Source organism: Chryseobacterium aquifrigidense, assembly GCF_006716485.1.
Classification (GTDB): Bacteria; Bacteroidota; Bacteroidia; order Flavobacteriales; family Weeksellaceae; genus Chryseobacterium; species Chryseobacterium vietnamense.
The window spans coordinates 231938-252353 of record NZ_VFPD01000004.1 but is presented as its reverse complement, the minus strand read 5'-3'; the positions used below and the strand labels follow the sequence as shown (position 1 = coordinate 252353).

17 protein-coding genes are annotated in these 20416 nt (G+C 36.6%); 5 read left to right on the top strand and 12 right to left on the bottom strand.

The features are described from left to right. Positions 1 to 156 precede the first annotated feature (156 nt). The 3 genes from uvrB to FB551_RS21925 all read right to left on the bottom strand — a co-directional run bounded on the left by uvrB (position 157) and on the right by FB551_RS21925 (position 4449). Complete coding sequence (gene uvrB, locus FB551_RS21935) at positions 157 to 2148, bottom strand: excinuclease ABC subunit UvrB (RefSeq protein WP_047428706.1); 1992 nt, start codon at positions 2146 to 2148, stop codon at positions 157 to 159. Positions 2149 to 2296: 148 nt separating this feature from the next. Continuing rightward, the gene (locus FB551_RS21930) at positions 2297 to 4075 is read right to left on the bottom strand and encodes a M56 family metallopeptidase (RefSeq protein ID WP_142018933.1); all 1779 of its coding nucleotides are present in this window, start codon (positions 4073 to 4075) and stop codon (positions 2297 to 2299) included. Between the two features lie 2 nt (positions 4076 to 4077). After that, positions 4078 to 4449: a BlaI/MecI/CopY family transcriptional regulator gene (locus tag FB551_RS21925; RefSeq protein ID WP_142018932.1), complete on the bottom strand. Its 372-nt coding sequence runs from the start codon at positions 4447 to 4449 to the stop codon at positions 4078 to 4080. A gap of 106 nt (positions 4450 to 4555) precedes the next feature. On the opposite strand from FB551_RS21925, the gene FB551_RS21920 reads away from it, so the two are divergent. Then, positions 4556 to 5773, top strand: a complete 1218-nt coding sequence (locus FB551_RS21920) for a PQQ-dependent sugar dehydrogenase (RefSeq protein WP_142018931.1) — start codon at positions 4556 to 4558, stop codon at positions 5771 to 5773. A gap of 142 nt (positions 5774 to 5915) precedes the next feature. On the opposite strand, the gene FB551_RS21915 is transcribed toward FB551_RS21920, so the two are convergent. From FB551_RS21915 to FB551_RS21905, 3 genes are all read right to left on the bottom strand, one after another. Beyond that, positions 5916 to 8342: a TonB-dependent receptor plug domain-containing protein gene (locus FB551_RS21915; RefSeq protein WP_142018930.1), complete on the bottom strand. Its 2427-nt coding sequence runs from the start codon at positions 8340 to 8342 to the stop codon at positions 5916 to 5918. Positions 8343 to 8504: 162 nt separating this feature from the next. Further along, positions 8505 to 9662 carry a pyridoxal phosphate-dependent aminotransferase gene (locus FB551_RS21910; RefSeq protein ID WP_142018929.1) on the bottom strand — a complete coding sequence of 386 codons (1158 nt, stop codon included), beginning with the start codon at positions 9660 to 9662 and terminating at the stop codon, positions 8505 to 8507. 2 nt (positions 9663 to 9664) lie between these two features. Further along, positions 9665 to 10741, bottom strand: a complete 1077-nt coding sequence (locus FB551_RS21905; RefSeq protein ID WP_142018928.1) for an FAD-dependent monooxygenase — start codon at positions 10739 to 10741, stop codon at positions 9665 to 9667. A gap of 438 nt (positions 10742 to 11179) precedes the next feature. Here FB551_RS21905 and FB551_RS21900 point away from each other — a divergent pair, with 438 nt between their 5' ends. After that, a complete protein-coding gene (locus FB551_RS21900; RefSeq protein WP_142018927.1) occupies positions 11180 to 12421 on the top strand; it encodes a pyridoxal-dependent decarboxylase in 1242 nt (413 codons plus the stop codon). Positions 12422 to 12440: 19 nt separating this feature from the next. Here FB551_RS21900 and FB551_RS21895 read toward each other — a convergent pair whose 3' ends face one another. The 5 genes from FB551_RS21895 to FB551_RS21875 form a co-directional block, all read right to left on the bottom strand. After that, positions 12441 to 13052, bottom strand: coding sequence for a DUF502 domain-containing protein (locus FB551_RS21895; RefSeq protein WP_047428721.1), 612 nt, complete (start codon positions 13050 to 13052; stop codon positions 12441 to 12443). A gap of 26 nt (positions 13053 to 13078) precedes the next feature. After that, on the bottom strand, positions 13079 to 13657 hold the full coding sequence (gene miaE / locus FB551_RS21890) for a tRNA-(ms[2]io[6]A)-hydroxylase (RefSeq protein WP_142018926.1): 579 nt from the start codon (positions 13655 to 13657) through the stop codon (positions 13079 to 13081). 74 nt (positions 13658 to 13731) lie between these two features. Beyond that, positions 13732 to 14820, bottom strand: coding sequence for an acyltransferase family protein (locus FB551_RS21885; protein WP_142018925.1), 1089 nt, complete (start codon positions 14818 to 14820; stop codon positions 13732 to 13734). After that, positions 14820 to 15368, bottom strand: coding sequence for a hypothetical protein (locus tag FB551_RS21880; protein WP_142018924.1), 549 nt, complete (start codon positions 15366 to 15368; stop codon positions 14820 to 14822). Before FB551_RS21880 ends, FB551_RS21885 begins: the two co-directional genes overlap by 1 nt. A 126-nt stretch (positions 15369 to 15494) precedes the next feature. Beyond that, positions 15495 to 16382 carry a neutral zinc metallopeptidase gene (locus FB551_RS21875; protein ID WP_047428727.1) on the bottom strand — a complete coding sequence of 296 codons (888 nt, stop codon included), beginning with the start codon at positions 16380 to 16382 and terminating at the stop codon, positions 15495 to 15497. Between the two features lie 184 nt (positions 16383 to 16566). Between FB551_RS21875 and rplU the strand changes: the two genes are divergently transcribed. From rplU to FB551_RS23715, 3 genes are all read left to right on the top strand, one after another. Continuing rightward, a complete protein-coding gene (gene rplU, locus FB551_RS21870; protein ID WP_076597840.1) occupies positions 16567 to 17145 on the top strand; it encodes a 50S ribosomal protein L21 in 579 nt (192 codons plus the stop codon). Between the two features lie 12 nt (positions 17146 to 17157). Further along, positions 17158 to 17415 carry a 50S ribosomal protein L27 gene (gene rpmA, locus FB551_RS21865; protein WP_002984034.1) on the top strand — a complete coding sequence of 86 codons (258 nt, stop codon included), beginning with the start codon at positions 17158 to 17160 and terminating at the stop codon, positions 17413 to 17415. Positions 17416 to 17592: 177 nt separating this feature from the next. Continuing rightward, the gene (locus FB551_RS23715) at positions 17593 to 17685 is read left to right on the top strand and encodes a bacteriocin-like protein (protein WP_445343846.1); all 93 of its coding nucleotides are present in this window, start codon (positions 17593 to 17595) and stop codon (positions 17683 to 17685) included. Between the two features lie 160 nt (positions 17686 to 17845). Here the strand turns inward: FB551_RS23715 and FB551_RS21860 are convergent, their stop codons facing one another. Further along, positions 17846 to 20377, bottom strand: coding sequence for a DUF5686 family protein (locus FB551_RS21860; RefSeq protein WP_226798761.1), 2532 nt, complete (start codon positions 20375 to 20377; stop codon positions 17846 to 17848). Between the last annotated feature and the right edge of the window lie 39 nt (positions 20378 to 20416).

Here is a 20416-nt window from a genome sequence, read left to right as displayed (position 1 = left end):
AAAAAAATTTAATAAAAAAAAATTTTTTTTACTTACCCATATTCCAACAAAAACCCCCCCCCCAAAAAATTTTTTTTAAAAAAAAAAAAAAAATTTTTTTTTTTTTTTTCTCCCACCCCCCCCCCCCCCCCCGAAACTATATTATAATTAATTCTTTTACGCTTTCAATGCTGAAATTTCATCTCTCAGTTTAGCCGCTTTGATAAAGTCAAGATTTTTTGCTGCTGCTTCCATTTCTTTTTGTTTCTGGGCAATCATTTTCTCGATATCTTCACTGGCATAGGTTGCTTTTGTTTCGGCAACCTTCTGAAGGATTTCTTTTTGCGTATATTTTTCATCCGGGAAGTCTTTGCTTCTGCCCACAAGATTTTCGGATATCTTTTTATTTAAAGCCGTCGGCTTCAGGCCGTGAGCTTCATTGTATTGCATCTGCTTGGCACGACGGTATTCGGTTTCATCCAGGGTAGCCTGCATGGATTTTGTGATCTTATCGGCATACATGATTGCTTTTCCATTCACGTTTCTTGCGGCACGCCCTACCGTTTGGATCATTGATCTTCTGCTTCTCAGCATTCCTTCTTTATCAGCATCCAGAATGGCAACCAGCGAAACTTCAGGTAAATCCAACCCTTCTCGTAATAAATTAACCCCAATCAACACATCAAAAAGACCTAAACGAAGATCCTGCATAATCTGAATACGCTCCAGAGTTTCAACATCTGAGTGAATATATCTCGTTCTGATTCCGAATTTGGTAAAGTATTTGGTAAGTTCTTCCGCCATTTTCTTTGTTAAAGTAGTAACCAGTACTCTTTCATCAGCATCGGCTCTTTTTTGGATTTCCTCCATCAGATCGTCAATCTGGTTCAATGATGGTCTTACTTCAATAATCGGATCTAAAAGTCCTGTAGGACGAATAATCTGTTCTATATAAGCTCCTCCCGTTTTTTCCAGTTCATAATCTGCAGGCGTTGCAGAAACATAAATAACCTGATTCTGAATAGCTTCAAATTCTTCAAACTTTAAAGGCCTGTTGTCCATCGCTGCCGGAAGTCTGAAACCATATTCCACTAATGCCTCTTTTCTGCTCCGGTCTCCGCCATACATGGCATGAACCTGTGGAACGGTAACGTGGCTTTCATCAATGACCATTAAAAAGTCTTTAGGGAAATAATCAATCAGGCAGAAAGGCCTTGTTCCCGGAAGACGGCCATCCAGATACCTTGAGTAGTTTTCAATTCCTGAGCAATAGCCCAGTTCTTTAATCATTTCAAGATCCAGTTCAGTTCTTTCCTGAAGTCGTTTGGCTTCTAATGGCTTTCCGACAGAACTAAAGAAATCAACCTGTTTTACCATGTCATCCTGAATATCTTTAATCGCTCCATTTAAAGTCTCCTTCGATGTTACGAAAAGATTGGCAGGATAAATCTGTATCTGATCAAAATTATCCTCTACATTTCCTGTTACCGGGTCAAAACTCTGAATTTTTTCAATTTCATCTCCAAAAAACTGAATTCTGATCGCGTTATCCGTGTAGGCAGGAAAAACATCAATAACATCTCCTTTTACACGAAATGTTCCTCTCTGGAATTCATTGAGAGTTCTGGCATACAACGCATTAACTAATGAATGGAGAAGTGCTGTTCTCGTCACTTTTTCGCCAATGGCAATAGAAATCAAAGATTTATGAAATTCCGTAGGGTTTCCGATACCGTAAATACATGAAACAGAAGCAACGATCAAAACATCTCTCCTTCCTGAAAGAAGACTGGCAGTTGCAGAAAGACGTAGCTTTTCAACCTCTTCATTGATGCTCAGGTCTTTTTCAATATAAGTTCCCGTTGTGGCAATATAAGCCTCGGGTTGGTAGTAATCATAGTAGCTGACAAAATATTCTACAGCATTTTCCGGGAAAAACTCTTTAAACTCCATAAAGAGCTGCGCAGCAAGCGTTTTATTGTGTGCCAATACAAGAGTTGGACGCTGAACATTTTTAACAACATTCGCAACAGTAAAGGTTTTTCCGGAGCCGGTAACTCCAAGAAGTGTTTGATATTTCTCACCGATCTCTATTCCTTCAGTAAGCTTTTCAATAGCTTGAGGCTGGTCTCCGGTGGGTTTGTATTCTGATTGAAGCTTAAAATCCATAGAAAAGAATGTATACAACAAAAATACGAAAGAAATTATTAGACAGGATAATGTTTTGAAGGTGAATATTTTGATAATAAAATTTTAACACTCTCAACAGGATTAATTGAAAAAATAAAAAAAGCGCTAAAAATTAGCGCTTTCAATATTAAGGTTTTGTAAAAGTCATTGTTGCGGGAACTTTTAGTACGGAAGCAATAGGTTTTCCATCTTTCGTAGCGGGTTTCCAGACTGTATTGTTACTTATTTCAGTGACTGTCTTAAGAAGTTCCTTATTGAAAATCTCGTTATCACCCGAAGCTGTCAGGTTGGTCGTTTTCCCTGTTTCGTCTATATGAACATAAATTGTTGCTTTGATGGTTCCACTTACTGGGCTCAGGTTACTGACATTCATGGTTTTGCCTATTTTTGTTCTGAGATCTTTCATCCCATTTGGATATTCAGCACTCACAAAGGTCTTGTCTTCCTGTGTATTTGTGTTTTTGCCTTCTGTGTTTTCAGTTTTAATGCTTTCTCGCGGAGTTATGGTATCCTGATCTTTTTTCAGGTCTGGTCTTTTAAATCCCATCATCATGGATGATTTTTCTTTTTCTTTGGTTTTTTCAAAATAGGGATGAGTCATTAGACTAACCTGATAAGGCTGAGGATTTTTTGCTGTCCTGGCATTCGGATAAATTTTGCTGATATAAACATTTGAAAAATCCGTTTTTTTATAGTTTTTCAAAATGCTGTTTTCAATTTTTTTTGAATCAATCCACACTGCATAGTCTTTTTTATTTAAAAATGATTTCAGCTCATTCTCTGTTGGAATTCTTTTTTTTAATTCGGGTAATGCAAAGAATGTAATCTTCTGCTCATTTCTTTGGGTTTCACTCAGTAATGGATAAAGTTCTTCAAGCCTTTTTTTGTCGTTTTCGGAGATCTTTTTTGAAAATTCAGCATATTTTCCATCATTCAGCAAATCTGAATACCTAGCCAATATATCCTTGAATTCCTGATAAGAATCCTGGCTACTGGTTTGAGCAGGAGTTTCCACTATTTTTTCTGGAACCTGAATATTTGCAGAATTCCCTGCATACGTTCTTTCAGAAAGTAACACAACGGCAGCAATCAGTGTTGCGATTCCAGCTGTTTTCTTTAAAAGACTGAATTTCGATTTTTCTGTTTTCATCATAATAAATCTTTTTTTGGTGTTATTAAAATTAAATGAATGGGTCAAAGGAGGATTTTGCTGGCTAAGAATTTCTTCAAGAATAAGGTTCTGATATTCTTTAATACTATAATTCTTTTTCAGTACCGCTTCATCTGCTAAAAACTCGTGATTCGTGATCACTGCTTTTTTGTATAGGAAAAGAACAGGATTGAACCAGGTAAAAATCTTTAAAAGATTTAGTATTACTAAGTCTATACTATGTTTCTGATCAATATGAGCCTTTTCATGCAGGAAAATCCTTTGGTCAACTTTATTATTTTCCATGTAATTTTTCCCCATATATATTGTATTCCAGAAACTGAATGGAGAAAGACCTTCACCTGTTAAAATGATATTGTAATGCTCATAAGTACGTCTTTCCCCTTTAATTCTTCTGATCGCTAAAAGAGCTAAAAGGCTTTTGATGAGTAAAAAAAGTGTAATTACAGCATACACGCCCCACACAACATTCATCCAGTTGAAACTTTCCTGTTCCGGCTGAATAAAAATCATTTGCTGAGCTGTTTCTTCAATTATGATTTGAGTTTGTGGCTCTATTTTAGCTTCAGGACTTTCTATCGTAATATTGATGAATGGGATGATATAGGATAGAAGTATGGAACTTAGCAAATACCATCTGTTGAATCTGTACATTCTTTCTTTTTCCAGGAAGGCATAATAAACAGCAATGAAAATAGAAGAACATAGAATTATTTTCAGAATAATAGCCGTCATACTTATTCTTTTATTTGTTCATCAATAATATCACGAAGTTCTTTCAGTTCCTTTTGGCTAAGTTTTGCATTGGACGTAAAAAATGAGGCAAACTGTGTCACAGAGCTGTTGAAAAAACGGTCAATCATGGAAGTCATTTCTTCCTTGAAATATTCCCCTTTCTCTACCTTCGGATAGTATTCGCGGGAATTTCCATAGAGTTTATAGCCTACCAGCTCTTTATTCTGCATTCTTTTAAGCAAGGTTGCTATAGTAGTTGCTGCAGGTTTGGGTTCCGGATAGGCTTCCAGAATATCCTTCATGAAAACAGTTTTCTTTTCCCAAAGAATTTCCATAAGGACTTTTTCAGAATCAGTTAGTTTGATCTCTTTCATTCTACAAGTTTGTAATTTGTTCTACAAATGTAGAATAAAAATTAATATATACAAATTTTATTGGCATTATTTTTCCATTCGTTGTATGAAACCTAATCGTAATAATATGAAAATCAATCAATTTTATATTCCTGTAGTAAGCCTTTTTCTTTTTTTATCCTCATGTAAAGAAAATCATGCCAATGCTCAGAAGACGGGAAATGACGGAAGTGTAGAAACAGAAAACCCTAATTCTGACTATAAGCCGGCATTTAAAGGACAGACAAGAATTAAGGCCGTAAAAACAACAACAGCCTATAATGTTGAAATATTGAATAAAGATCTGGGAAGACCTTGGGGAATTATCAATTTACCTGACGGAAAGTTTCTCATCACCGATAAGAGAGGGTATATGAATATTGTTTCACCAGATGGAAAACAAGTGTCTAAAATAGATGGCTTTCCAAAGGTAGATTCAAAAGGACAGGGTGGAATGCTGGATGTCGCTCTAGATCCTGATTTTAAAACCAACAGTATTATTTATTTTAGCTTCTCAGAACCTTTTGGTAAAGGAAATTTAACATCTGTAGCGAAAGGGAAACTTTCTGCAGACCTTAAAAATATCTCAGAAGTTCAGGTAATTTTCCGTGCCGAACCATCATATGACGGAGATAAGCATTATGGAAGCCGCCTGGCTTTTGATAAAGATGGAAATCTCTTTGTCAGTACAGGAGAAAGATCAGATAAAGTTACCCGTGTATATGCTCAGAGAACGGATAATTATCTCGGGAAAATTTTAAAAATCACAAAGGATGGCAAGCCAGCTCCGGGAAATCCATTCATCGGAAAATTAGGATATAAACCGGAAATCTACGCTTATGGAGTCCGAAACCCGCAAGGAATGGCCATTGATCCCAATGGTACTCTTTGGGATGTGGAAATGGGCCCAAGAGGTGGTGATGAAATCAATCTCATCCAACCGGGAAAAAATTACGGCTGGGGAGATGTAACCTATGGAATTGAATATTCAGGTGATAAAGTAGGACAGGGCATCACCCAAAAACAAGGAACGGAGCAGCCTGTCTATTATTGGGATCCTGTGATTTCACCAAGCGGAATTACCTTCTATACAGGAAATATTGAGGAATGGAAAGGCAATCTCATTATCGGATGTCTGAGTGGTGAACATATTAACAGGATTGTTATGAAAGATAATAAAGTAGTGGGTGAAGAACGTCTTCTTGCCGATCAGAAAGAACGTTTCCGTGATGTATTAAACGGAATGGACGGGAATCTTTATGCGGTAACCGACAGTGGCAAATTGTATAAGATTTCAAAAAAATAGAAAAAACTGTATCAAAGTGTCATTCTGAACGAAATAAAATGTAGTGAAGAATCTTATGTTATTGGTTTATAAATAAGATTCTTCCTTCGCAGAATGACAACGGTGAAATTATTAATCTTTGATACAGTTTCTTTTTATTCCATTAAAACTTAAAATTAAGTCTTGCAAAAACCTGTCTTCCGGCAAATCCCATCTGCACGGGGTCAAAAATACCTCCAGCTTCTGTATTTCCGTCAGATACATGCGTGGTCTGTAGAGTAGGATATCTGTTGAACAGGTTTTTACTTCCTAAAGTAAGACTCAGGTTTTTGCAGAATTCATACCCAAAAGAAAGATCAGTCGTTACTTTGGGATTATATACCTGTTCTGAGTCGTCATAGCCGATCAGGGTTACCTTATCAAATCTTACCATTTGCAGATTTACATTGAACTTATTAAGCCTGTAATTAAGATTTAAATTCACTTTTGTTTTTGGAGCAGAAGCAAGAATGAATGCTTTTTCTCTTGCACTCAGATAAATATCTTCTTTTCCTGCCAGCTGTTCTGAAGTATTCACTTTTGTGATTTCCATATCATTATAGTTTCCGGCCAGGGTAGCGGTCAGTTTTCCGGAACCGATATTTTCAGTATAGCTTAAGATCACATCAACTCCTTTTGTTTTCGTATCGATCGCATTGGAAAAGAACTGTACCTGATCAATAAATGGATTTTCTGCCTGAACATCTGCCGGCAAGTCTGCCTGTGCAAAATATCCGGTAAGAACAATTCTGTCTTTAACACGGATGTAATAACCATCTACTGTTGCTGTGAATTTTCCTGTGTTGAAAGTAAACCCGGCACTTCCGTTCACTGATGTTTCCTGTTTCAACTGAGGAATTCCCAGACTGCTTGCCAGTTTACTGTCATTAGAGGCTAATTGAATAGTAACCAATTGTCCTCCCTGGAAATTGGTAAACTGCTGGCTGTAATATTTCTGAGCCAGAGAAGGTGCTCTGAATCCCGTAGAAACAGACCCGCGGAAAGCAAACTGGGGAGTAATAGCGTATCTTGTTGCAAACTTTCCATTCAGCGTGCTTCCGAAATCATTATAGTTTTCAAACCTTCCGGCAATACTGATCATCCAGTTTTTGGTAACATCCAGTTCGGTGTCTACGTATGCAGCAAAGTTATTTCTGCTTTTACCTGTATCAATAGAATATCCGGGAAATCCCTGAGAGCCGCCCGGTCTTACATTGCCACTCGAAGGATTGGTGACCAATAAATTTTGAGGAGTATCTTTTGTAACTACATTTCCATTGATATCATACATTGCATACGATGCTTCTTCTCCTTTGATGATGTCAAATTTTTCATACCTGAATTCTGATCCGAAAGCGATATTAAGCCCTTCCAGTACTTTGAACTGTTTCACAGCATTAAACCCGGTGGTATTCTGCAGCAATGAATGTCCGCCTGCATTAAAACTTGTAGGAGATTTTACTCCTAATGTGGCATTAATGGTATGGTCTATCTGGTAGGTGAATCTATTGTTACCAAAAGCATTATAAAAATCTACATCCCAGTCAGCAACTTTAAATTTTAATCCGTTGTCAAACGTGAAATCGGTAATGCTGGTATTTTCAATAGGGTTGAATCCTGTAGGGTAAACTTCCAGAATATTGCCGTCTGCATCAGGGGTTCTGGTCCAGGCATAGGCTTTGGTATTTCTATGCGAAAAACCTTGACGGGAATAAAATTTCAATCCATCAGATAATGGTACTTCTATATTTCCGAAAAAGTAAATGTTCTGAGCTTTTGCATCTCCGAAACGCTGTCTGGGTGATGTATAAATATCCGGATTTGCATTTCTTATAGCATACTCTTTATTTACAAACTCTACTGTGAAATTACCGAAGCCGCCTTTTGAACCTATTTTAGTCCCTAAATTTCCATTGAAATCAAAGGTATTTCCGTCTACTTTACGATCTGATACAACATCATTGCTTCCAGGGCTTTTAAAAAGATTCATACCATAAAAAGCATTCCCTTCAAAACCTTTGTCCCGGTCATTCAGGATAACATTGATAACTCCGGCAATAGCATCCGAACCGTATTGGGCGGAAGCTCCGTCACGAAGCACTTCCACTCTTTTTATGGCACCAATCGGAATAGTATTCATGTCATATCCGGTGTTTCCTCTTCCTTTGGTCCCAAAAAGGTTAATCAGTGAAGACTGATGGTATCTTTTTCCATTTAACAAAAGTAAAGTCTGATCGGGACCAAGACCTCTTAAGGTGGCTGGATCTACAGCATCGGCGCCATCAGATCCTGATTGTTTATTGGAATTGAAAGAGGGTGCGGAAAACTGTAAAAGCTGGTTGATTTCCACTTGTCCTGTTGACTGGCTTACCTGTTTGATATCAATAATATCAATAGGGACAGGCGTGTTTACAACTGTTCTTTTTTTGTTCCGGCTTCCGGTAATGGCTACTTCGTCAATTTTTGATTCTTTCAAAGTGTCCTTTACTTGCTGGGCATAGGAGAGAGTAGAAACTCCGAGTAAAAGAATGCTGATGTATTTTATCTTCATATTAATAATTTTGAGTGATGATTCAATCAAAATTATCAATATTTATTTTTATATCCATATTAAATTAAAATATTTAGTATGAATATCTTAATTTAAGATAGATTTCAGATAAATTAGGAAAAATAATAATCAATTATATCAATTTAATTAAAAATTTTAATCTTAAAAGCTGGTAATGATTCTGTTAATTCCTTCTTCTAAAATTTCCTGTGATGTGGAAAAGCAAATTCTGATATGTCCTTCCGCTCCTTTTCCGAACCATCTTTCTGATCCCGGAACAATGGCTACTTTTCCATGTGTCAGAACATGCTGAGCGAATTCGTCACTTGTCATTCCGTTTTTAATCTTTGGAAACAGGACGAAAGTAGCTTCCGGCAGATTAGGCGTTACAATTTCTGAGCGGCTTAATAATTTGAACGCAAGATCTCTGTTGCTCTGCAAGTGAGTCAAAAATTCTTTGTACCAAGGCTTTGCTCTCTCCAGTGCTACACTTCCGGCAATCTGTGATAAAGTAGAAATGCCTTCTATGGTGGAATTGAAATTGGATTTCTCAGTGAAGTCTTCAAGAATATCCTGATCATGACACAATACAGCTCCAATTCTCAGTCCTGCAATTCCGAATGACTTTGAAAATCCATAGACTGTGAAGCTTTTCTTCCTCGCTTTCTCAGAAACAGAGGAATACGTATAGAAACTTTTGTTATCATAAATAATATCACTCCAGATTTCATCACTCATCACCCAAAGATCATGAGCGGCTGCAATTTCTGCCACCTGTACTAAAACGTCTTTAGAGTAAACTTTTCCAAGTGGATTATGCGGGTTGCATATGCTGATAAGTTTGGTTTTGGAGCTGATTAAAGAAACCAGTTTTTCAAAATCAATTTCTCCAGTTGCTGTATCTATAGGACAAAGCATTACTTTTCCCCCTGCCGTTTCCACTGATTTTTTGAAAAGAAAATCTACAGGATCTAAAATAATAGCTTCATCTCCGGGATTGAGAACATAGGATGCAATAAGGGACATTCCCTGGGCAGCACTGTTAACCGCCAAAATATTTTCAGGGGAGAAACTCCCGTGTTTTTCCTGATTAAAATGATCTGCAACACCTTTCTTAAATTCAGGAAGCCCGGAAAACGGACCATAGCTGAGGTAACCGTCTTTAAGGTATTCAATAATTCCCTGTTCTATTTCAGGTGCTGTTCTGAAGTCCGGATCTGCTGCTGTAAGAGGGATAATACCGTCTTCCAAGGTAGCCCATCTTCCGTTATAGGCCTTTCTTTTCAGGGCTTCAAAGTTGATATCGTTATTAGTGAACATATTTATTTATAAGATATGGGTAAAATATTTTCTGGCTGTTGGTGGAGCGGCAGTAAAAACTGCTTAAGCAATGTTCTTCCATTACGGATGTGATGCTCAATTTCCGGCTTTCTGTCCGTTTCATATTTATTGAAAGCTTTTTGTATATTCTCTTCTTCAACTAAATATTTCGTTAATGAGAAAGAATCTTTCAAAGCAGAGGTAACTCCCTGGCTGGTAAATGGAATAAGAGGGTGTGCTGCATCCCCAATGAATACGAAGTTGTCTTTGTAAAAAGGGTTTAACTCTTCCAGTTCATATACATTCCATAAATGTACATTTTTGTAGTTTGATTTCTGTATGATTTCCGGGACTAAAGGATGCCAGTTTTCAAAAACTTCAAGCATATATTTCTTTAAGTTCTCTGCGGAGCATTCATTGATCATATATTTCTGGTTGTCGAACTGGGAGTACCAGAGAATAGTATCGTCAGAAAGCTTGAGAATACCAAAAGTCAGTCCGCCTTCCTTGTGATGGAACTTCATAAAGTCATTATCAATCACCTCTGCAATTTCTTTATTCTGAATGATATTCACGACTTCACTTTCTCTTACCATTCTCATCGTTTCATCTTTAAAAAGATTCCTTCTGATCCGGCTTCTGGATCCATCAGAGATAATGGTAATATCAGCATTAATATCAGTTCCGTCAGAAAGCTTCAGTTTTCCGTTTTGTAATTCATCAGGAATGATTGTTTCTTCGTAGGTTATCTTTTCAGGTGAAATGTTTTGAGCTAATAAATTGATTAATGAATGTCTTGATATGGCGAAAACATGATCCAGCTCCTTTTCTGCCAGGATCTTCCCGGTATGAGAATATTGTGTGTATTTTCTCAGAAAATTTCCATGTTGGAGAAGAATGTCAGGATCAATGATCTGATAAAGATAGTCCATTCCCTCTTTAGGAATCAGAAAACCGTGACCTGCCAGATCTTTTTTATTTCTTCTTTCGTAAATATGGTAATCGATCTTGTGTTTTTCCAGGTAATTCGCCATGCTTAAGCCGGAAATGCCGGCACCCACGACAGCAATTTTCTTCATTTTTCGGAATAAAGTATTTTTCAGGTTGGTTTTTTAAGTATTTTTTTAATCTCATCTAGATAAATGCAAAATTAAAATTAAAAACCTTCACTATTTCAAAAAAAATGTCAATTTGATTTTGATTTTGTGAAAAATAATACAAAAAGCATAATATATACCTTGTTATAAAAATATATGGTTGATTAATGTTTATGTATAAAAGATAATTTATTTCGATATGTAAATGATTTTAAGTTAGTTAAGTGTTGCTTTATTTTGAATGCTAAGGATTTGTCCTGAAAAGATATTTTTTGCCTTACTAATGTTTCAGTGAAATCCAGTGAGATTAATCAACGGAATTAATAAACAATTTTTGTTCATGTAAAAAAAAATGTAATTTTGGTAAAATATTCTATTGATAATGAATAGGGTAAATTTCTAAACTTTAAACCAGAAAATATGTATTGGCCAAAGCTTCCTTCTGCAACAATCAGGGAAAGAGTTTTTGAGGCATTAAACAAAAACTTGAACTATAATACTGAACCTATACTTGGCCTTCCGGGGACTTATCTTGATCAGGAACAATTTTACAATTTCCCGTTTTTAAAAGAAGCAGCTTTTCTTTCAGTTTTAGTTAATAATCCTAATCATATTGGCTGCCATACTTATAATGATGGTGAAAAATATTTCTCCGGCACACAAAAGCTTGAAATAGATCTTCTGAGGATTTGTGCTGTAGAAATTCTTGGCGCTGAAGAATCAAGTTATGACGGGTATGTTGCTCCTGGAGGAACGGAGGCAAATATCCAGGCACAATGGATGTATCGAAATTATTTTATGCAGGAGCATAATGCTAACGTCAATGAGATCGGTGTAATATTTTCAGAGGATGCCCATTATTCTGTTTATAAAGGATCTAATTTACTGGGGATTCACCCTATTGTTGTAAAAGTAAATCATAATACCAGACAAATCGAATTAGATGATCTTAAAGAAAAACTTGAGGAAGCTTATGAAAAGGGTATTCGATATCTGATCATACATCTTTCAATGGGAACTACCATATTTGGAAGCGTAGATTCTCCCGGATCTTTCATTGAGTTGGTTAAGCAGTACTTTAAACATTATTTTGTTCATGTAGATGCTGCCTTTGGTGGATTTATTTATCCATTTTCTACACAACAAAATGATTTGAATTTTAGTAATCCAGAGATTAGTTCCATTACTATTGACGGGCATAAAATGCTTCAATCACCTTACGGTACAGGTATTTTCTTATGTAGAAAGTCATTGATAGAATATGTGCAGACAAAAGAAGCTTCATATGTGTATGGATCCGATTTTACGCTTTGCGGCAGTAGATCGGGGGCCAACGCAATTTCTATGTGGATGATATTGATGACTCACGGATCCAACGGCTGGACTCATTTAATACAGCAATTGATAGATAGAACTAATTATTTATGTGATGCTTTGGATAAGATGGGGGTTAAATATTTTAGAAATCCCGATATGAATATTGTCACTATTGATTCTAACGAGATATCTGAGACCCTTGCTGAAAAATATTACCTTGTGGCAGATAACTATTTAAATCCTCAATGGAGAAAAGTAGTTGTAATGGCTCACGTTAAAAAAGAATTAATAGATAACTTTTTGATCGATTTAGAGAAGGAAAGAAAGATTGCTGCTTCTGTTTAGCAGACAATGAAAACTGTTGTTAAAATTTGTTGGCCTCATCTCCGGAATTAAAACCAGCTACGCCACCGCTTACCGCAAACTTCATGGCAGAAGCTGCGGTCATTCCCACTACAGGTTTGATGTTTTTTTCTTCAGTAACAATTACCCAGCCCGAGATGGCGTACGAGTGGGGAAGATATACTGCAACGTAATTATGCTTGTCAACGTCCGACATCTCTTTTTGGGTTAAAAAGCCAATTCTCCAGATTTCCGGATTTTCATTGGTTTTTACCCATACAGGATCGTTGAATTTTTTCTTGTCACCTACGAATGAGGACATTACGTCTTTCGTAGGAGTGTAGATGTGCTTTACTCCCGGAGTTTTCTCCAGTAAGCTGTCCATCGTGTCAAAAAAGAATCGTCCGACTACGAATTTATTTCCTAAATATCCTAAAATAGCTGTAAACAGTATAATAGATACAAATACAAGCCCGGGGATCTGCTTGGCAAGGGAAGGAACAAGGTTGTCAATCGCACTTACAATATACCAGATCACAAAAATAGTAAGCCCGATAGGCCCAATGATAACCAGCCCCTGGAAGAAATTCTTCAGGAACAGATTGGCAATATTTTCAAAGCTTGGCTTCTTCAAGGTGTATTATTCTTTACTATTTTATTTTAACCGTGGATCGTTTCTTTATTTCCGTATGATTTAATGATACCGGCTTCATATTCCAGCCATTCTTCCCAGCGTTTGTTTACTTTTTCGGGATCTCCCAACTGTCTTGCAAATCCAATGAAAGTAGTGTAATGATTGGCTTCAGAAATCATCAGTTCTTTGTAGAAAACCTTCAGCTCTTCATCTTTGATGTTTTCGGTAAGAACCTTGAATCTTTCGCAGCTTCTGGCTTCAATCATAGCGGCAAACAGCATTTTGTCTACGATGAGGTCTTCCCTGCTTCCCTGTACGATAAATTTTGCCAGTTCATTCACATAATCATCTTTTCTTGCTCTTCCAAAAGTAAAGCCTCTTTTTTTGATGATCTCATGTACCTGGTTGAAATGATCCAGCTCTTCCTGTGCAATGGCAAGAAGCTCCGTTACAATTTCGGGATATTCCGGAAGCATCGTGATCAGGCCTATGGCATTGGTAGCAGCTTTTTGCTCGCACCAGGCATGATCCGTTAAAATTTCTCCAATGTTTCCTTCTGCAATATTTGCCCACCTTGGATCGGTAGGGAGTTTCAACTTAAACATGTTGTAAAATTTTTGTAAATTTAAGCAAATTGGGGTAAGAAATGTGACTTTATTTCAATTTGATCCTTAAAGCTTTATGATGCGGTCTTTTTTCTTAAGAATTCCAGAATATTCCAGCCTGAAGCATCTACTTTTTTCAATCCTGCAGAAATAATAAAGGCTAAAATGATGTTAATTCCATAAATAATAACCATCAAAAGCCACCATGGCATGTTTTCTTTTAACGGAACTACCAGGAAATAGACCAGTGAAGAACTTATTCCCTGTGCAAAATAGAAGAAAATAGCATTCTTTCCGATATGGGTAATGAAGTTTTCTTTTGTGATCTTCAGTCTGTTATAAAGAACAAATAAGGTCACCAGAGAGAATGATGTCCAGATGATGTAAGGAATTTTTGGTGGGAATTTATTTTTATTGATTTTATAAAAGATGTCTCCTCCGTAATACCAGAACATCCACATAAGAGCAGCTCCTACAAGTGCGTATAGTACCGGGATTGCTTTGGTGGGGATCTTTTTACCACGCATTTTATGTCCTATTAAAAATACAGCAAGGTAGAATGCAACATATCCCGCCTGACCTGTCGGGTAATATTCCGGGAAAATATTGAATAGCAAGGTTAGGGTAATGCAGAGCCCGATGAACCAATTGATGTGTTTCGGGAAGAACCTTAAAATAAGTACCCCAAAAACCGTCAGTACATAGTATACTTTCAAATACCAGAAACTTCCCATTACCACTGGAAAAGTGTCGGCATTGGTATATTGGTGAAGATACCAGTTTTCGAGATTTTCCCATTGTGGATATACTGAAATGCTGGTTGTGGAGTATTTAGAGCCAAATGTTGAATAAAAGCTTTGGAGCCATTCCATGGAAAAAAAACTCAGTCCGAAAACTTTAAAGAAGTAATCTAAAAAGAACAGGAAGGTCACGAAAATCATATACGTAATCTGTAATTTCAACAGGCGGTACAGTGTTTTTTCAATATTAGCTCCTGAGGTAATCCCGCTCAGAGCATAAAAAAGAGCTACGTCAAAGACAAGCGAAAATACCCTTACTTCTGCAGGAATATAAAACTGTCCGGACCAGAAAGCGGTATGGATAAAGATGATGGAGAGTGTTGCCAGGCCTTTGGCGAAATCAATGTAGAGATCTCTGTTCATTATAGATTGCTTGGAAGTTCTTTGGTAATTTGTTTTAGCTGTCCGTGCTCAAAAAAGTATAGATTACCTTCCCATTCTGGCTTTTGATTATGCTCCAGCCCACGAAGATCGTTTTCGAAATATCTCATGTATTTCATTCTTATGTTTGAGTTGTAAAAATCATTGTCAATAGCAAAAAGAGGTTCTTTGAAGAGGGCTGAGCGTTGATGGGTTGTCTCACTGATATTATGATAGCCATTCATAACCAGAAATAATTTATATCCTTTTTCTTTAGCAAATGTTTCATATGAAGACATTGGCAGGCACAATTTTGATGTACAGCCATTGGTAAATACATATACTAATGATTTTGGATGGTTGGCCAGTTCTTTCTTTAGCTGAGAGCCGCTTATCTTATAAATATGCTGAGTATCTGTTTTTGAAAAGTCCTGAATAGGGATAATGCTCTGTTGTTCCGTGGTTGTGAGCTTGCCATAATCATTCGTTATTCCGGCAACAGTACACGAGTGTAATGTGAAAAGAGAAATTATGAGTAACCAATACTTCATGGAATTATTTTTTTCAAAAATACAAACAAATTGATTGGGTTGAGTATAAAAGCTTTTAAAACAAAAAAGGGGCGGAACATACTGTCCGCCTCCTTTCTTAAATATGCTAAAAATGAATGTTCTCGTTTATTGAAGATGTTTAAATTCTTCCGCAGAAATTTCTCCTGACTGAATTTTTTTAAGTTCATCAATATATTGGCTCATGTAAGCGTCGATTTCAGGATTTACCGTGTTCTTCGCCATCTTGTAAGTGCCATTTAATACTCCCTGATAGTAATAGAAGAAGTTGTAATCGAAATTGGAAGCATTAAGGTCGTATTGTCCTAAAAGGAATCCTAAACGAACTGCTGATCTTCTCTGGGCAGGTGTACCGTGATGGTTTACATTGGTGGTTTGATAGTCACCGATGCTCTGGGCAAATTCATAAGCTGCAGCAATTTCCGGGAAGCTGGTTTTATTGTACCCGTTAGGTCTTCTCAGGTAATATCCTGCAAAGCCATCTGCTTCAAGCTCGTTTGGCCTGTACGTTGATTCTGATACAGAAGGGAGATTGAAGATGTATTGCAACTGATGTCCGTATTCATGAGCAAGAATCATGGCGTTTACAATATCGCCACCTTTTGATTTTGCATCATAATAAATAGCATAACCGTAATAAATTCTTCCGTTACCATAAGATATGGCGTTGTAGGTAGAATTAAAATTAGTAGGGTCATTTACAAATCGTAGAAGAGGATTGCTTCTTCCCCACATGCTTGCAATTTTAGTCATTTGTGCATTCATAAAATTGGTGTCTGTGGAGTTTTGAAGCCCGGTCAGTAAAACTGAATTGGTACTCCAGTTGTTGTCTACATAAGAACAGATTTTTTCAAGATCCCCAGGCTGATCAATTTTGGCACTTTGTGCTTCTTGCTGAGGTTGAACATTGTTGTCCATTTGGTCATCACTACATGCTGTTAATGAAGTAACAGCAATGGCACCTGCTAGTAAGCAGAGATTAAAGTTTCTTTTCATATATAAATTCAATTTGGTAAAGCGAATGTATGAAATTATCTCTTAATTGTGAGTATTTTAATGAAAAAAATTATTCAAAACATAGTGAGTAGGTTTTTAATTAAAAAAACATTGCTTTGATTGTAAGCTATTTAGAAAATTATATGTATATTTGCACCTCGAAATAACTAAAAATTTATAAACAATGTTTGCAATTGTAGAAATAGCAGGGCTTCAATACAAAGTTGAGCAAGACCAGAAGTTGTTTGTAAACCGTTTAAAAGGAGATAAAGGAGGAAAAGTTTCTTTCGATAAAGTTCTTCTTACTGTAAACGGTGCAATCACTGTAGGCGCCCCAGCTGTAAACGGAATCACTGTAGAAGCAGAGATCCTTGACCACGTTAAAGCTGATAAAGTAATCGTTTTCAAAAAGAAAAGAAGAAAAGGTTACAAAGTGAAAAACGGTCACAGACAATCTTTAACTCAAATCGTAATCACTGGTATTACAGGTTTTGAAGGTGGAGCTAAAAAAGCTGCTGCTAAAAAAGAAACTGTGAAAGGTGAAGTTCTTTCTGACAACGCAACTGTTAACTTTGGTGAAGATCACGAATTGAACTATCACTTAAAGAAAAACAACTTGTCTCAGTCTAAAGAGAACAGAGAAACTTTAATTACTTTAGGTAAAGCAGTTAAAGTTGAATTAGAAAAGAATATTCTTACGCATGAAGAAGTAGATGCTGCTATCATTAAGAATATCGATCAATTTAAAGCACTTAATAAATAATCCAGTAATAAAATGGCACACAAGAAAGGAGTCGGTAGTTCCAAGAACGGTAGAGAGTCTCACTCTAAAAGATTAGGTGTGAAGATTTTCGGAGGACAAGAAGCTATTGCCGGAAATATTATTGTTAGACAAAGAGGTACTCAGCACCACCCAGGTGATAACGTGGGAATCGGTAAAGATCACACTTTGTTTGCATTAGTAGATGGTAAAGTAGTTTTCAGAAAGAAAGCAAACAACAGATCTTTCGTATCTGTAGAGCCAAACGCATAATTTTTAAGCGTTTTATAAAAATTAAAACCTCAGTTTTTACTGAGGTTTTTTTATTTGCCAGTTTTCAGGGTATTTTTTTATTTGTGAAATATTTTATATTTGTTAACTGTCCAGTTTTGAGATAGTTGTGGAAGCCGAAAAGCAAAAAGAGTAGGCAGCAAATAAAACTAAATAATCATGAAAAATCTAAGAAAATTAACAAAGAACAGTCTGAGAAGTATTAACGGAGGTGAAGTATGGTGTCCGGCAAAAACCAATCACATCATGTAATGTATTTTGTGGACTGACAAAGGAGCAAAGGATGCGTTGTCTGCTTGATGTAGAAGGTTGCGAGTGCTTTTAATAATAAGTTCAGGCCTTGTATATAATCTGAAATAAAATTTCGGCGGCTTCAAAGAAGCCGCCGAAACTATTTTATTATATATTCTGTTTAGAATCCTACCTGGAATCCTGCCTTAACACCAAATTTAGAGATGTCTGGCCTGTCAAGATAATTTCCTCTCCAGTTGAAGTCTACTCTGAAGATTCTCAGGTTTCCGATTCCTATATTTTCAATTCCGAATCCGTATTCATAATAGATATGTTCACTTGGCGCGGAATATTTAAAGCCTTCTACATTGATTGCTTTGGAGGCATCGCTTAATGTCCCGTAAGCGCCTCTGATAAATGCAACTTCTCTCAATTTCAGCTTTTTAATCAAAGGAATATAAGAAAGTATTTTACCATTAAAATGATGTTCCAGTTGTAGTGTAGTATAAGCATCAGTCACAAACTCGTAATAATTAAGCTGAGAGAATGTATTCGGTACCAGACCATATGAAAGGTTGGCAGGAATGATATTCTGTAATGCCAGGGGAACGGTATTAAAGTTTTTCCCAGCTTCGAAATTCACTACCAGTTTACCTGCACTTCCAATTAAAAATGGCTTATAAAGCATGAATTGAAGCTTGTCATAGTTGAAGTCAGCATTAAATAATCCTTCAATACCTCGTGTATATCTTAAAACGATGGTTGGAGCCAGGTTTCTTGCCTGATAACGGTCAATTCCGGTTTGTGAGAATTTTGCACCAGGTTTGGCAATTAAACTGATGGTAACATGAGAGTCATTAACAGTCTTTCTCAGCTGGCCGTCTTTAAAATACATCAGGTTGAATTTCTCCGGAATAGCAGATTTAATACTCTGCATTACTCCATCTACTCTTATCTGGAAGTTTTTCCATGGTTCAATAGCTGCAAAAACACTTGTTTTGTTTACAGAACTTAAAGAAATGTTTTCTCCTCTTGCGAAGAAAGTACTGGAAGAAGAAGATTGCGGAGTAACGCCATCTCCGGAAGTAAGCTGCCCACCAAGCTGAACAATATCTCTACTTGTCCCTGCGCCAATCATAAAACGGTTAAGCTTATTGAACATATATCTTACCTCCACTCCATATTTAAACTGTTGATCTTTGAACCCATAGGCTGTATAAAACTGAGCTCTCCAGGTATCATTTAATCCGAAATAAGTCCTTGCTCCTAATCTTATTCTGTCTCCTTCTACTTCATTTCTTCCGTAGATTGAAAAAATAGGACCAATATCAATCCCTTTGAAGGCGTTGTAATACCGTGAGCCAAGCGTTTCAAACAGCTTTACCATTCTGTTGAATTTCGGGGTCTGCTGAAGCTCATCAAGCATGTTGTAAACTCCCTGTTCTGCTTTGGATAAAGTGTCAGGTCTGACCTTTGTCCAGTAGGCATCATCTTTATTGGTAAATTTGTCTTCGTATTCTTCTTCGGTACGTTTAAATACTTTTGGATCAAGAGGTTTGTTGAACTGATAATCAGAATAATCTACCGATCTTTTAGCAATAATGCTTTTTGCACCTTTCTTTTTTGAAAAAGGGCTCATTTCAAATTCTGTCACCATTTTTTTAGGAAGAAATGTAGCATCATCAGGATTATCATATTCCACCTGAGTATAAACACTGTTGACAAAATTGACATTGATTTTTTGGGTTGACTTCAATGTAGCACCTAAAACAGCATAGGTATCCGTATCAATATAAAGGTTTCCCTGGAATGCAAGGATGTCTTTTCTCTTAGGCTGATATCTTATCTGGAAGGCTTTTTCACCACGAATCGTAATGGTGTCCATAAGACTGTAATCGTAGGTACTGAACCCATCTGTTCCCACGGGACTCTGGAAGCCAATATCAAAGTAATTAAGGGTATTATCGTAAATATTAATATCACGATAAAGGTTTTTAGCTGAAACCGTAATCACCTGATTGTCCTGGAAGCCTGAAGTTTTTTGAGCAACCAGAGTTCTTTTGCTGTCTTTATCCGGTTTGTTTTTACCATAATTTTCATAAACAGCTTCATTCAAGAAGATAGGAAGACCAAGCCTTCCACTTGCGGTAGAATCAGCATAACTGAAAATGAAATCCAGTTTATTGAAGATCTTTTTCTTCATGAACGCACTGTCCAAGTTGTTCAGGTCAAACTGCGTTTTTTCGTATTCTTTATAGGAATAGGTATCGAATTTTTCCAGTCCGTTATTTCTTTTTTGAGCCCAGACTTTCTGCATAATTGCATAAGCAGGATTTTCTTTCTTGTTTTTGTATTTTGTTTTACCGCTTTGAAGAACAATCTCCTGAATGTCGCTCACTTTAGCCTGTGATAGCTGTACGAAAATATTTTCAGCATTTTCAGGGGTGATATCAAGGGTTTCTGTAATATAATTTTTTTTGGAAAATCTTAACTGATGAATGATGCTATCAGACTGAACGATGAAACTGCCTGAAGTTGTCGTCAGGGAAGGTGTTTTGTCATTATTGATAAAAATATCAACTTTATTCAGTTCTTTATTGTTCTTTTCGTCAACCACCTTACCGATGGCCTTGTTTTGAGCGCATACGGAACCGGCGAGAATCAGAAAAAAAAATAAAAGATAGTGTTTTTGGGAGTTATTGTTTAACATCATTCGTTTCTTCAGGCAATTAGCATAAACAAAAAGCATGCA